10 protein-coding genes are annotated in these 13,169 nt (G+C 60.6%); 4 read left to right on the forward strand and 6 right to left on the reverse strand.

All coding sequences use genetic code 11. From position 1 onward, the window contains the following. Window positions 1-75 precede the first annotated feature (75 nt). The 3 genes from gdhA to FEM01_RS08885 form a co-directional block, all read right to left on the reverse strand. Window positions 76-1,416, reverse strand: coding sequence for an NADP-specific glutamate dehydrogenase (gene gdhA / locus FEM01_RS08875; RefSeq protein ID WP_138219048.1), 1,341 nt, complete (start codon window positions 1,414-1,416; stop codon window positions 76-78). Window positions 1,417-1,726: 310 nt separating this feature from the next. Then, the gene (gene ettA, locus FEM01_RS08880) at window positions 1,727-3,394 is read right to left on the reverse strand and encodes an energy-dependent translational throttle protein EttA (RefSeq protein ID WP_138219049.1); all 1,668 of its coding nucleotides are present in this window, start codon (window positions 3,392-3,394) and stop codon (window positions 1,727-1,729) included. 233 nt (window positions 3,395-3,627) lie between these two features. Continuing rightward, window positions 3,628-4,020: a hypothetical protein gene (locus FEM01_RS08885; protein WP_138219050.1), complete on the reverse strand. Its 393-nt coding sequence runs from the start codon at window positions 4,018-4,020 to the stop codon at window positions 3,628-3,630. A gap of 242 nt (window positions 4,021-4,262) precedes the next feature. Here FEM01_RS08885 and FEM01_RS08890 point away from each other — a divergent pair, with 242 nt between their 5' ends. The 4 genes from FEM01_RS08890 (at window position 4,263) to FEM01_RS08905 (ending at window position 10,637) form a co-directional block, all read left to right on the forward strand. Beyond that, window positions 4,263-8,093, forward strand: a complete 3,831-nt coding sequence (locus FEM01_RS08890; protein WP_138219051.1) for a sensor domain-containing protein — start codon at window positions 4,263-4,265, stop codon at window positions 8,091-8,093. A gap of 243 nt (window positions 8,094-8,336) precedes the next feature. Further along, window positions 8,337-9,590, forward strand: coding sequence for a serine hydroxymethyltransferase (gene glyA / locus FEM01_RS08895; RefSeq protein WP_138219052.1), 1,254 nt, complete (start codon window positions 8,337-8,339; stop codon window positions 9,588-9,590). A 241-nt stretch (window positions 9,591-9,831) separates the two neighbouring features. Continuing rightward, complete coding sequence (locus FEM01_RS08900) at window positions 9,832-10,122, forward strand: helix-turn-helix domain-containing protein (RefSeq protein WP_138219053.1); 291 nt, start codon at window positions 9,832-9,834, stop codon at window positions 10,120-10,122. Window positions 10,123-10,232: 110 nt separating this feature from the next. Beyond that, the gene (locus FEM01_RS08905; protein ID WP_171030922.1) at window positions 10,233-10,637 is read left to right on the forward strand and encodes a flagellar protein FlhE; all 405 of its coding nucleotides are present in this window, start codon (window positions 10,233-10,235) and stop codon (window positions 10,635-10,637) included. Between the two features lie 55 nt (window positions 10,638-10,692). Here FEM01_RS08905 and FEM01_RS08910 read toward each other — a convergent pair whose 3' ends face one another. The 3 genes from FEM01_RS08910 to yjiA all read right to left on the reverse strand — a co-directional run bounded on the left by FEM01_RS08910 (window position 10,693) and on the right by yjiA (window position 13,165). Beyond that, the gene (locus FEM01_RS08910) at window positions 10,693-11,178 is read right to left on the reverse strand and encodes a hypothetical protein (protein ID WP_138219054.1); all 486 of its coding nucleotides are present in this window, start codon (window positions 11,176-11,178) and stop codon (window positions 10,693-10,695) included. Window positions 11,179-11,414: 236 nt separating this feature from the next. Next, a complete protein-coding gene (locus tag FEM01_RS08915) occupies window positions 11,415-11,714 on the reverse strand; it encodes an XRE family transcriptional regulator (RefSeq protein WP_138219055.1) in 300 nt (99 codons plus the stop codon). A 473-nt stretch (window positions 11,715-12,187) separates the two neighbouring features. Then, entirely contained in the window at window positions 12,188-13,165 is a 978-nt protein-coding gene (gene yjiA / locus FEM01_RS08920) for a GTPase (RefSeq protein WP_138219056.1), read from the reverse strand. Window positions 13,166-13,169: the final 4 nt, after the last annotated feature.

Here is a 13,169-nt window from a genome sequence, read left to right on the forward strand (position 1 = left end):
CCACTGTAGGAGCGGCCTTGCCGGGGCGCCGGACCGGCCGGAAAGGGCCGCAAAGCGGCCCCCTGCGATCTCGGATCAGACCACGCCTTGCGCCAGCATGGCATCGGCCACCTTGACGAAGCCCGCGATGTTCGCGCCCTTGACGTAGTTGACCGTGCCATCGGCCTCTTGCCCGTAGTGCACGCACGCGTGGTGGATCGACTGCATGATGTTGTGCAGCTTGCTGTCCACTTCACCAGCCGTCCACAGCAGGCGCATGGCGTTCTGCGACATTTCCAGGCCCGACACGGCGACGCCGCCGGCGTTGGATGCCTTGCCCGGTGCGTACAGAATGCCTGCTTCGATGAACAGGTCCACGGCATCCAGCGTGGTCGGCATGTTGGCGCCTTCGGCCACGCAGATGCAGCCATTACCCAGCAGCGTGCGGGCATCGTCGAGGTTCAGCTCGTTCTGGGTCGCGCACGGTAGGGCGATATCGCACGGCAGGCTCCACGGAGTCTGGCCCTTGCGGAACTCCAGGCCGAAATCGCCGGCCAGTTCGCTGAGGCGACCACGCTTGACGTTCTTGAGCGTCATCAGCGCCTCCCACTGGGCATCGTTCAGGCCAGCTTCGCAGAACAGCGTGCCTTCGGAGTCGGACAGCGAGATCACCTTGCCGCCCAGATCCATCACCTTGCGCGCCGCATACTGGGCGACGTTGCCCGAACCGGAGATCGCCACGCGATGACCGTCGATGCGCTTGTCCTGGCGCTTGAGCATTTCTTCGGCGAAGTACACACAACCGTAGCCGGTGGCTTCCGGGCGGATCAGGCTGCCGCCATAGGTCATGCCTTTACCGGTCAGCACCGAAGTGAACTGGTTGGCCAGGCGCTTGTACTGGCCGAACATGAAGCCGATCTCACGGGCGCCCACACCGATGTCACCGGCCGGCACGTCGCAGTCGGCACCGATGTGGCGGTACAGCTCGCTCATGAACGCCTGGCAGAAGCGCATCACTTCGGCGTCGCTCTTGCCCTTTGGATCGAAGTCCGAGCCGCCTTTGCCGCCGCCCATGGGCAACGAGGTCAGGGAGTTCTTGAAGGTCTGCTCGAAGGCCAGGAACTTGAGCACGCTCAGGTTCACCGACGGGTGGAAGCGCAAGCCGCCCTTGTACGGGCCGATGGCGCTGTTCATCTGGATGCGGTACCCACGGTTGACCTGGACCTTGCCCTGGTCATCGACCCACGACACCCGGAACAGCACGGCGCGCTCGGGCTCGACGATACGCTCGAGGACACCGGCTTGCAGGTAGTGCGGGTTGGCCTCGAGGAACGGCCACAGGGTACGCAGCACCTCCTCCACCGCCTGGTGGAATTCCGGTTGTCCGGGATCACGTTGTTGCAGGCGTGCGAGGAAATTGTCGACAGATTCGATCATGGTAGACGTCTCACCAAGAGGGATTGTTTATTGGTTTTTTCGCGAATGTACCAAGAAGCAATCGCACTACAACAGGGCAAAATGTCGTTTTTCTGAATTTTTTGGTGCGTTTTCTATAAATGTATACAAAGCCATGTATCGGAGTAGCTTTATTCGCGGGCAAGCTCGCTCCCCCAGATACCGCCCAGGCCAAGGACTTTCTGCTCTCCTGTGGGAGCGGGCTTGCCCGCGAATAAAGCCCACGCCACTTTCCAGTCAGGCACAAAAATGGGGCCACTTATGGCCCCATTTTTGTGCAACCGAAACGGGCTTACTGGGCCAGTTTCTTGTGACGGACACGGTGCGGTTGAGCAGCGGCGTCGCCCAGGCGTTTCTTGCGATCGGCTTCGTACTCGGTGTAGTTACCTTCGAAGAACACCACGCTCGAGTCGTCCTCGTACGCCAGGATGTGGGTCGCCACGCGGTCCAGGAACCAACGGTCGTGGGAGATCACGATCGCGGCGCCTGGGAAGTCCAGCAGGGCTTCCTCCAGGGAACGCAGGGTTTCCACGTCGAGGTCGTTGGACGGTTCGTCCAGCAGCAGCACGTTGCCGCCCTCTTTCAGGGTCAAGGCCAGGTGCAGACGGCCACGCTCACCACCGGAGAGGTCCTTGACGAACTTCTGCTGGTCGCCGCCCTTGAAGTTGAAGCGGCCAACATAGGTACGCGACGGGATCTCGTAGCTGCCGATACGGATTTGGTCGGAGCCATCGGAAATTTGCTGGAACACGGTCTTGCTGCCGTCCAGGTCCTCACGGCTCTGGTCGACGCAGGCCAGTTGCACGGTTTCGCCGATCTCGATGCTGCCCGAGTCCGGTTGTTCCTTGCCCATCAGCATGCGGAACAGGGTCGACTTACCGGCACCGTTACCACCGATCACGCCAACGATCGCGCCCTTGGGCATGGAGAACGACAGGTTGTCGATCAGCACACGATCACCATAGCCCTTGGTGACGTTCTTGAACTCGATGACCTTGTCGCCCAGGCGCGGACCTGCCGGGATGTAGATCTCGTTGGTCTCGCTGCGCTTCTGGAACTCTTGCGACTGCATCTCTTCGAAGCGCTGCAGACGCGCCTTGGATTTGGACTGGCGAGCCTTGGCGCCTTTGCGCACCCACTCCAGCTCTTCTTTCATGGCCTTTTCGTGAGCGCTCTGCTGCTTGGATTCCTGCGCCAGACGCTCGGACTTGGCTTCCAGCCAACCCGAGTAGTTGCCTTCGTACGGGATGCCAGCACCGCGGTCCAGTTCGAGGATCCAACCGGCGACGTTGTCCAGGAAGTACCGGTCGTGGGTGATCGCCACCACGGTGCCGGGGAAATCGTGCAGGAAGCGCTCGAGCCAGGCGACCGAGTCGGCGTCCAGGTGGTTGGTTGGCTCGTCGAGCAGCAGCATGTCGGGTGCCGACAGCAGCAGACGGCACAAGGCCACACGGCGCTTTTCACCACCGGAGAGGTGCTCGATCTTCGCGTCCCAGGCTGGCAGGCGCAGGGCGTCGGCGGCGACGTCCAGTTGGCGCTCCAGGTTGTGACCGTCAGAGGCTTGCAGGATGGCTTCGAGCTTGGCCTGTTCGGCGGCCAGTTTGTCGAAGTCGGCATCCGGATCGGCGTAGGCAGCGTAGACCTCGTCCAAGCGAGCCTGGGCGTCCTTGATCACGCTGACGGCTTCCTCGACCACTTCACGCACGGTCTTGCTCGGGTCGAGCTGTGGCTCCTGGGGCAGGTAGCCGACATTGATGTCGGGCATCGGACGGGCTTCGCCGTCGAACTCCTTGTCGACGCCCGCCATGATGCGCAGCAGGGTCGATTTACCCGCACCGTTCAGACCGAGTACGCCGATCTTGGCGCCAGGGAAGAACGACAGGGAAATGTTCTTGAGAATTTCCCGCTTCGGCGGCACGACCTTGCTCAGCCGATGCATGGTGTAGACGTATTGAGCCAAAACCAAGCCCTCTATCAGATAGGTAAAGACATCGCCGTACGCCCAGACGATGGCCTGGGAAGATATCTACGGGGTGCCATTGAACAAAGTGAGCCATTCTACGCCAAGTCGTGGCGTTGCACAGATGGGGCGGATGGCAGGAAGGCATCGCAGCGCGGCGGGCGCAAAGCCTGCCCGCCCCACGGCTGTAGATCAGCCGCCAGGGGCGCGGGCAGACGCCGCAGCGCGGGGGCTCAGACGTGCGACTGCTTGGCCTTACCGCGCGGCAGGCGGCAGCGCTCCGATTGCTCGGCCAAGCGCGCAGCCCAGGCCGACTTGACGCTGAAAGCACCAGGCCGGGCCGGCGCGGTAACGGCCTTGGCGGCCGGTTTGCTCACCGACCTGGCGGGCGACGCCGCAGGCTTTGCGGCCAACTCGGCGGCAGGCTGCACGGCGGGCTTGGCTGACTTGCGCAGCTCGGCCAGCGATGGGCTCTTGTTCGCGCCGTTAGCGGCCGCCTCTGGCTTGGCCAGCGAACGCTGGCAGCTCTTGCAGGACACCTCTTCGGCCTTGGCGCTGCCGACCAGGGTCTGGCTGCTGCGCCCGCAGGCAGAATCGAGGCCATTGGTGGAATAGTGAGTGACCAAACCTTACTTCTCCGATGCGTTGACTATGAAGCGGGCGGCATTCTCGCACAGCTTGCAGGGACTTGCAGAATGCGTAGACCGGACGGCCACACATGATCACCACGACTGGCACTTTGCCATAATTGAAGGCATGCTAGGCGCCTTAACCGTTGCAGCTATATAGTGCCGGGCTGTACGCCAGCCCACGGCATGCACCGTGCATGGAACCCCTGCCATCGCCAGCTCAATCGCAGGACCAACGCTTGACCAATTTGACGCAAAAGCCTCCTCCGCGCACTGCCGCCTCTGCGGCCGGATCACACCTGCGTGGTTCGCTCAAGGGCGCGCTGGCGCTGCTGGCCTTGGTATTGCTGGGGTTGCTGCTGTGGCAAATGCTCACCCAGTTCCGGCACACCCAGGCAGACCTGCGTAACCAGAGTCTGACCGGCAGCGCAGAACTGGCCGATCACCTTAACCTGAACATGGCGCTCAAGGCCCAGCAGGCGCTCAATGTGGTCCAAGCGTACGTCAAAACACCGGCACCCAGCGCCCTGCCCAACCTGCTCGACACCTTGCAGCGACGCCTGCCGAGCCTGCGTCATCTGGCCTGGCTGGATGCCGACGGCAAGCTGCGCGGCGACACCCTAGCCGGTAGCCCCGACCGTCAGTTGATTGACGAGCTGGTAAACCTGAATCAGGGCCATACCTACTTCTTCAGCAACGCCCCCGACAACCAGTTGATCTACCTGCTGCTGCGCCAGTCCACCGAACACGACCGTGGCTACTGGCTGCTACGCCTGAGCACTGACTACTACCAGGAACTCACCGAGCACCTTAACGGCTCGAACCATCCGCTGTGGCTGCTCGAAAACAGCCGCAACGGCGAGGTCATCGAGCGCCACGCGCCGACCCAGACCAGCGAGGTGCCGTTGCAGAGCGTGATGCTGGCCTTCATCGACAACAGCACCTGGCAGTTGCGCGGGCTGTTCGACGAAGGCCTGGCGCGCAGCAAGCTGCTGCCGGCGCTGGTGGGCAAGTGCATACTCGTGCTGTTCTGTGCCCTGCTGCCGGTACTGGCCCTGATCAACATGCGCCGCCGCCAGCGTGCCTTGCAGGAAGACCGCCGGCGCTATCAGGAAATCTTCGAAGGCACCGGCGTCGCGCTCTGCGTGCTCGACCTCTCCAGCCTGCCCGGCCAGCTCGACCGCTACCACCTGCGCAACCTCGCCGGGCTCAAGCAGAGCCTGGCACTGGACAGCAACCTGCGCCGCTCGCTACTACAGGAACTGAAGATCACCGAGATCAACCAGGTGGCCCGTCAGTTGCTCAATGTCGACTGCCACGAAGGCGCCTGGCATCGCCTGATCGATGGCAGTGGCGCCGGCCGCGAGAGCATCGGCATGCAGTTGATCGATGCGCTGATCGAAGAGCGCCCGCAGTTGGAGCTTGAAGTACGCCTGCCCGCGCCGCGAGGTGGCGAGCTGCACCTGTGGCTGATGGCGCGTCTGCCCCAGCAACGACGCGACTACCAGGCGGTGATCCTGAGCATCAGCGATATCACCAGCCGCAAGCAGGTCGAATTGTCGTTGCTCGAACGCGAAAGCTTCTGGTCGGATGTGGTGCGCACCGTGCCCGATCAGCTTTACGTCCAGGACGTGCTCACCCAGCGCATGATCTTCAGCAACCGCCACCTCGGCCAGACCTTGGGCTACGACCGTGCAGAGCTGGCGCAGATGGGCGAACGGTTCTGGGAACTGCTGCTGCACCCCGAAGACGCCGCGCACTACAACGCCCTACGCCAGCAGCAACTGGACGCAAGCTATGGCCAGTCGCTGCACTGCCAGTTACGTTTCCGTCATCATGACGGCGGCTGGCGCTGCTATGACATTCGCGAGCAGGTGCTGACCCGCGATGGCGATGGCCAGGTCACCCGCATCATCGGTGTGGGCAAGGACGTCACCGTACAGATCGAGGCCAGCGAGTCGCTGCGCGACAGCGAGCAGCGCTATCGCATGCTCGCCGAAAGCATCAGCGACGTGATCTTCTCGACCGATGGCCAGCTTCAGCTGAACTACGTCAGCCCGTCGGTGCAAGCCGTGCTGGGTTACCAGGCCGACTGGATCTTCGCCAACGGCTGGCAGTCGATCGTCGCCAACCCGGCGCAACTCACCGGTGTCTACAGCCTGATGGAGCGCGTCAGCAAGGCACTGGGCGACAACGCACAGTTGGCCCGGCTGCGCACCACACTGCCTACTCAGCTGTTCCTGTTCGACTGCCTGCGCGCCGATGGGCGCAAGATCCCTATCGAGCTGCGCCTGGTCCTGGTGTGGGACGAGCACGAACGCTTCGAAGGTGTACTCGGGGTCGGCCGCGACATCAGCCAGCAGCGCCGCGCCGAAAAAGACCTACGCATGGCCGCGACGGTCTTCGAGCATTCCACTTCGGCGATCCTGATCACCGACCCGGCAGGCTATATCGTCCAGGCCAACGAGGCCTTCAGCCGGGTCAGTGGCTACGAAGTGGCCGAAGTGCTCGATCAACTGCCAAGCATGCTCACCGTCGAACAGCAACAGGATGCGCACCTGGGCTACGTGCTCAAGCAACTCAACCAGCGCGGCAGTTGGGAGGGCGAGGTGTACCTCAAGCGCCGCAACGGCGAGCACTACCCGGCCTGGGTAGGCATTACCGCAGTTCTGGACGATGAGGGCGACCTGGCCAGCTACGTATGTTTCTTCACCGACATCAGCGAACGCAAGGCCAGCGAACAGCGCATCCATCGCCTGGCCTACTACGACGCCCTCACCCACCTGCCCAACCGCACGCTATTCCAGGACCGCCTGTACAACACCCTGCAGCAGGCCGAGCGACAGAAGACCTGGGTGGTGCTGATGTTCCTCGACCTGGACCGCTTCAAGCCGATCAACGACTCCCTCGGGCATGCCGCAGGCGACCGCATGCTCAAGGATATGGCCGAGCGCTTGCTGGCCTGCGTCGACAGCGACGACACCGTGGCACGCATGGGCGGCGACGAGTTCACCTTGCTGTTGCAGCCGCGGGCAACCCGCGAGCAAGCGCTCAACCGTGCGATCCATGTGGCCGAGAACATCCTCGCCGGCCTGGTGACACCGTTCGTGCTGGAAAACCGTGAGTTCTTCGTCACCGCCAGTATCGGCATCGCACTAAGCCCACAGGATGGCAGTGAGCTCAGCCAGCTCATGAAGAACGCCGACACCGCCATGTACCACGCCAAGGAGCGTGGCAAGAACAACTTCCAGTTCTATCAGGCGGACATGAACGCCAGCGCCCTGGAGCGCCTGGAGCTGGAAAGCGACCTGCGTCACGCACTGGAGCAGAACGAGTTCATTCTCTACTACCAACCGCAGTTCAGCGGCGATGGCAAGCGCCTGACCGGCGCCGAGGCCTTGCTGCGCTGGCGTCACCCAACCCGTGGCCTGGTGCCGCCAGGCGACTTCATCCCGGTCATCGAAGAACTGGGCCTGGTGGTGGATGTCGGCGACTGGGTCCTGCGCGAGGCCAGCCGGCAGCTCAAGGCCTGGCACCAGCAGAAGGTACGCGTACCGAAGGTGTCGGTTAACATCTCGGCGCGGCAGTTCTCCGACGGCCAACTGGGCACACGCATCGCCACCATCCTGGAGGAAACCGGCCTACCGCCGGCGTGCCTGGAACTGGAACTGACCGAGAGCATCCTGATGCGCGAGGTCAACGAAGCCATGCAGATCCTCGACAGCCTGAAGAACCTCGGTTTGAGCATCGCAGTCGACGACTTCGGCACCGGCTACTCGTCGCTCAACTACCTCAAGCAGTTCCCTATCGACGTGCTCAAGATCGACCGCACCTTCGTCGACGGCCTGCCTGAAGGCGAACAGGACGCGCAGATCGCCCGGGCGATCATCGCCATGGCCCACAGCCTGAACCTGGCGGTAATCGCCGAGGGCGTGGAAACCCACGAGCAGCTCGAATTCCTGCGTGAGCATGGGTGTGACGAAGTACAGGGCTACCTGTTCGGCCGACCAATGCCGGCCAACCAGTTCGAGGCGCAGTTCAGCAACGAAACGCTGTTCATGTTCCAGTGACTGCCGCCCACGCCTGACCTCCTGTAGGAACGGCCTTACCGGAGCGCCGGATCGGCAAGACCGCTCCTACAGGGGTTCGCGCAGCCTTCTGAAAAGCGGACCAGGAAGTCAACTCCAGCCCAGTCACCACGCGGCCTGCAACATGAAGCCCATTGGTCCGCGACTTGATGCCACTTCATATGCCAGGCGTGAATCAATCGGTTAGAATGCCCCCCCAATTCAGCCCGATCCTTGAGGACCGCCATGTTCAGCCGTGATTTGACCATTGCCAAGTACGACGCCGAGCTCTTCGAAGCCATGCAGCAAGAAGCCCTGCGCCAGGAAGAGCATATCGAGCTGATCGCTTCGGAAAACTACACTAGCCCCGCCGTCATGGAAGCCCAGGGTTCGGTACTGACCAACAAGTACGCCGAAGGCTACCCAGGCAAGCGCTACTACGGTGGCTGCGAATACGTCGACGTGGTCGAGCAACTGGCCATCGACCGCGCCAAGGAGCTGTTCGGCGCCGACTACGCCAACGTCCAGCCGCACGCGGGCTCGCAAGCCAACGCCGCCGTTTACCTGGCGCTGCTGTCGGCCGGTGACACCATCCTGGGCATGAGCCTGGCCCACGGCGGTCACCTGACCCACGGTGCCAGCGTTTCCTCCTCGGGCAAGCTGTACAACGCTATCCAGTACGGCATCGACGGTAACGGCCTGATCGACTACGACGAAGTCGAGCGCCTGGCGCTCGAGCACAAGCCGAAGATGATCGTCGCCGGTTTCTCGGCCTACTCGCAGGTCCTGGACTTCGCGCGCTTCCGCGCCATCGCCGACAAGGTCGGTGCCTACCTGTTCGTCGACATGGCCCACGTGGCCGGCCTGGTTGCCGCTGGCGTCTACCCGAACCCAGTACCGTTCGCCGACGTGGTCACCACCACCACCCACAAAACCCTGCGCGGTCCACGTGGCGGCCTGATCCTGGCGCGCAAGAACGAAGAGATCGAGAAGAAGCTCAACTCCGCCGTCTTCCCTGGCGCCCAAGGTGGCCCGCTGGAGCACGTGATCGCCGCCAAGGCCATCTGCTTCAAGGAAGCCCTGCAGCCTGAGTTCAAGGCCTACCAGCAACAAGTGGTGAAGAACGCCCAGGCCATGGCCGAAGTGTTCATCGAGCGTGGTTTCGACGTCGTTTCCGGCGGCACCCAGAACCACCTGTTCCTGCTGTCGCTGATCAAGCAGGAAATCTCCGGTAAGGATGCCGACGCCGCTCTGGGCAAGGCCTTCATCACCGTCAACAAGAACTCGGTCCCGAACGACCCACGCTCCCCGTTCGTTACCTCGGGCCTGCGTTTCGGCACCCCTGCCGTCACCACCCGCGGCTTCAAGGAAACCGAGTGCCGCGAACTGGCTGGCTGGATCTGCGACATCCTGGCCGACCTGAACAACGAAGCGGTGATCGACGCCGTACGTGAGAAGGTCAAGGCCATCTGCAAGAAGCTGCCGGTGTACGGCAACTGATTGACAGACTGCTGAAGTAAAGAGCCCGGCCATGTGCCGGGCTTTTTTGTGGGCGCTTACAGGGGGAATGCTGCAAGTGGCTGCGTAAAGTCCGCCGCCTATGGTTGTGCCAACACATGATTTATGTACATAAAGAGACGACCTACACTTACAACAGAAACTTCCTACAACCTAATACAAGAAATAGTTTTGCGTTAAATATAACGTAGCCTGCAAATTCACAACCCCCACAATCACACGCATGGAAAACAAACCTTGCCGTGGCCGACCTAAAGGCACCTTAGCCAACCACGCACCCTATGCCCGCGCATTAGGGACGGTGGTAAAGCAACTACGCGCTATCAAAAAGACCTCTCAAGAGGAACTGGCGATTACAGCGGGTATCGAACGCTCGCACATGGGTAAGATCGAACGCGGCGAACATTTACCATCACTAATACTGCTCATCAAAATTGCAGTGGCATTGGAGTGCGAAACAGCAGAATTAATGAGGCGAATGGAAGAACACATCGCCAAAGCGGATAAAATTTAACGTAGCCTGAAAATCCGACAATCACCAGCATGTAGTTATTGCCGCTCGGCAATAACAGCCGCGAGATGGAATTACTCGCGACACACATTAATTACAGGATGGTAATTAACATGCTGAAGACCTTTGCTTTTGCAATGACGGCTACCGGCTTGGCCGTATTTTCAACGACTGCTTCGGCGGGCGAATATCAATCGTCTGTCATGCTGCCTGCTGTATTTGCAAAAAACTATGACTACACCGCCTATCTACCTGTCAAAGGGAGTCCACCTTCGAACGTCAACATATCCAACGTGACGTGGAACTGGTCAGTGGTGGGATGGCCAGATCAATTCTCCGTCCGACTTTGCGCAGGAACTGCCAGCAATTGCATCGATGTATCCAGGCAGCGCTCCAGCTCTACCAACTCGTTCTTCGCACACAATCCAAACAAACAGTTCTTTTACATCCTAAGAGCAGGTACGAATACTCTTGTGCCAGTGGGTGGTCAAGAAGGAAAAATTACGGTGCAGTGGTAAAAAATGGCGGGCTGCGATGCAGCCCGCCATTCAGTAAAATCTGACGCAACCGTAATTAATACCAGATATTCTTCATCTGCTTGTATCGAAGTGGCAGCGAGGAATTAAACTCGAGAAAACGTTCAAACGTCTGATCTGGACTTTCTCCTTGGGCTTTCCCTGATGCGTAGATATCCTGGTAGCCTCGTTTGGCGTACGCATTCATCTCAGCATAATAAATCATCGATTCCTTAGTCACTAACTCACCCGAGACAGTGAACCGGATCGCATCGGGGTCTGTGATATCGATCAAGGGACCGCCCAAATCATTCATGTATGACTTCATCACATCATCGGCATAACCATCACGATGCTTGGACATTCTAAGAATCTTCCCAATCTCGTCCGACCTATTCCCCCCCCGCGCTTCTACATCATTCACAGCACCTTGCAATATTGAAGAAAATGAAGACTCCTGGCTCTCAGGTTTTACTTGAGCCGAGACGAGCCGAAAACTTCCTACATCATCATTAATCCTCACAGCGCTCTCCTTTTCAAGCACCTCTCATCCATGAGTGATATTTAACTTCTCATGCCGAACCAGTCCGACTATAAGTACGAAAAGCAAAATTCGCGCCACCTCTCTTTAGTGCCTGTTCTAGAGAGCCTGATAAGCAATCAACATAAATTTATTGCCTCTCTACCGGCAAAAACATGCCGCTGCCGGGCAACTGCGCAGACAGCTAGGCGTTGTTGTGCGTTCGAGCAGTTGCACTGGCCAATACATGGCAGCGTTGTTCAGCGTACCGGTGTGGGCTCCGGCACCAAGCGTATTTCCACACGTTGCCCCAGGGCACGCGCGGCACTGGCCAAGGTAGCCAGCGTCATGCCGGTATCGTTCTGGTCCAGCGCACGGTCCACGGCTGTGCGGCTGGTGTGCATGCGCTCGGCCAGCACCTTCTTGCTGACCTTCTGCTGCGCCATGACTTGTGTGAGCTGCCAGGCGATCACCCGCTTGAGCGCCGCGGCGGTGACCTCCTCCAGAAAGCCTTCTTCGGCGAGAAAATCATCGAAGTCCGAACCGATGTGTGGGCTCATGTCACTTAACTCCTGAGACTTGCCTTGCGTTGCCTGGCCAGTACGAGCTCGGCCGAGGGCGGCAGACAAGGCTTTCAACCAAGCTCGCACAGGCTCGTTGCCAAGCTCACTGCGGAAAAACAGAACACGGAGTTGCTGATCTGACGAGGCCAAGTGCACCAAAAAAGGTACTCCTATCAAGAGGGCCGTTACTGCCGGCTCATAGCTTGAACAAGGCCATGAAAAATGCAGCCTTTCGGCGTAATGCTGTTCACTTAAGATCGTCGGGGCCGCTTTGCGGCCCTTTCCGGCCGGTCCGGCGCCCCGGCAAGGCCGCTCCTACAGAGTCCGCGTGAGCCCATGAATGTTAGCTTGCGCAGTCGGTGTCGGAGCGGCCTTGCCGGGGCGCCGTCCGGCCGCGATGGGCTGCGAAGCAGCCCTAAGTGAACGGTATTACGCCTTTCGGCGGCATCAACCAGTCAGCTACGTCCCAATCAGGCGTGGGTCAATGCCTCGAACCCTGCCCGAATCTTCTCCTCCGGCAGCTCATCGGCAATGAACACCATCACGCTCTCGCGCACCTCGCCCTCCTTCCATTCGGTGTCCCAGTCGAAGCCGTACAACTTGAGCACTCCCTGAAACACCAGACGGCGGTCTTCGCCGGCGATGTTCAGCACGCCCTTGTAGCGCAGCAGCTGCTGACCATGCTCCTCCAGCAGCGCGTTCATGAAGTCGCTGAGGCGGTCGATATCCAGCGCGGTCTGGGTGCGCAGCACCAAGGTCGAAATCCGGTCCGGGGTAGCTGGCTTGAGCAGCGGGCGCAGCACCGGCTTGAGGCTGATGCCCAGGTCCGGGTTGAGGTTGAAGCCACGTACATCAAGCAGCTCGGCCAGATCGATACGGCCATGCTCGACCACGCGGATCGCCGCGCGACCGTTGATCCGCGCCAGGCGCTCGCGCAGGGCCTCGACCGCCTCGGGCTCGGCAAGGTCGGTCTTGCTCAGCAGCAGGCGGTCAGCAAAGCCCACCTGGGCCTGGGCAATGGCCTGGGTCAGGTGCAGCTCGGCGTGCACGGCATCGACCAGGGTGATGATGCCATCCAGGATATAGCGCTCGCGCAGTTCTTCGTCGATGAAGAAGGTCTGCGCCACTGGCGCAGGGTCGGCAAGACCGGTGCACTCGATCACAAGGCGGTCGAAGGCGATTTCGCCTGCGTCCAGGCGTTCGAGCAGCAGGTACAAAGCGCGGGTCAGGTCGCCATGAATACTGCAGCAGACGCAGCCGTTGGCCAGGGTCATGACCTGCACCGGTGCATCGCCCAGCATTTGGCTGTCGATGCCGGCCTCGCTGAACTCGTTCTCGATCACAGCGAGCTTCAGGCCGTGCTCGGCCTTGAGCATGTGTTTGAGCAGGGTGGTCTTGCCGGCGCCAAGAAAGCCGGTCAGCACGGTTACGGGAATCGGCGTTTGCACGCGT

The organism is Pseudomonas mosselii (genome assembly GCF_005796105.1).
In the GTDB taxonomy this organism is placed as follows: domain Bacteria; phylum Pseudomonadota; class Gammaproteobacteria; order Pseudomonadales; family Pseudomonadaceae; genus Aquipseudomonas; species Aquipseudomonas mosselii_C.

Bases quoted from the DNA above. Each gene is read 5' to 3' on its own strand.
- gdhA (WP_138219048.1), bottom strand. From the start codon at position 1,416: ATGATCGAATCTGTCGACAATTTCCTCGCACGCCTGCAACAACGTGAT.
- glyA (WP_138219052.1), top strand. From the start codon at position 8,337: ATGTTCAGCCGTGATTTGACCATTGCCAAGTACGACGCCGAGCTCTTC.
- FEM01_RS08915 (WP_138219055.1), bottom strand. From the start codon at position 11,714: ATGAGCCCACACATCGGTTCGGACTTCGATGATTTTCTCGCCGAAGAA.
- FEM01_RS08900 (WP_138219053.1), top strand. From the start codon at position 9,832: ATGGAAAACAAACCTTGCCGTGGCCGACCTAAAGGCACCTTAGCCAAC.
- FEM01_RS08905 (WP_171030922.1), top strand. From the start codon at position 10,233: ATGCTGAAGACCTTTGCTTTTGCAATGACGGCTACCGGCTTGGCCGTA.